Genomic DNA, 640 nt, shown 5'->3' on the forward strand with positions numbered 1-640 from the left:
AGAAGTAGGTAGTTTAACCTTTCGGGGAGGACGCTTACCACTTTGTGGTTCATGACTGGGGTGAAGTCGTAACAAGGTAGCCCTAGGGGAACCTGGGGCTGGATCACCTCCTTACGAAAAGATTATTTTTGATGAGTACCCACACAGATTGATTAGGTTTAGAAAAGTTAAGAGTTTTAATGTTGGGTCTGTAGCTCAGCTGGTTAGAGCGCTCGCCTGATAAGCGGGAGGTCGGTGGTTCAAGTCCACTCAGACCCACCAATTTTCCTCCAGAGAGAATTGGTCAACATTAAGAAACGATGGGGCTATAGCTCAGCTGGGAGAGCGCCTGCCTTGCACGCAGGAGGTCTGCGGTTCGATCCCGCATAGCTCCACCATCTTTAAGTATTCTCCTTGAGAGTATTTAAAAATGGTTACATCGAAAGATATAACTTGCTCTTTAACAATTTGGAAAGCTGACTGAATAAATAACCAAGGTTATTTGTTCAAAATAAAAGTTCTCAAATCTTATTGCTTGCTTGCAAGTGATGAGTAACAACACACATTCAAGTGTCTTGTATTCTACAAACCATTTATGGTTTGTTCTATTGAGTCCGGCAAATCGTTTATTCAAGATTACCCTCTTGAATAAACAAAAAAC

General features: G+C 42.0%; 2 tRNA genes and 1 rRNA gene. All 3 read left to right on the top strand.

Annotation, left to right across the window (positions count from 1 at the left end):
* Window positions 1-114 (top strand): 16S ribosomal RNA (locus tag HC723_RS17000); the annotation flags it as partial.
* Window positions 115-184: 70 nt separating this feature from the next.
* Window positions 185-261: transfer RNA gene (locus tag HC723_RS17005), tRNA-Ile, on the top strand.
* Window positions 262-301: 40 nt separating this feature from the next.
* Window positions 302-377, top strand: a tRNA-Ala gene (locus HC723_RS17010).
* Window positions 378-640 lie beyond the last annotated feature (263 nt).

Source organism: Vibrio sp. S11_S32 (genome assembly GCF_014694465.1).
Classification (GTDB): Bacteria; Pseudomonadota; Gammaproteobacteria; order Enterobacterales; family Vibrionaceae; genus Vibrio; species Vibrio algicola.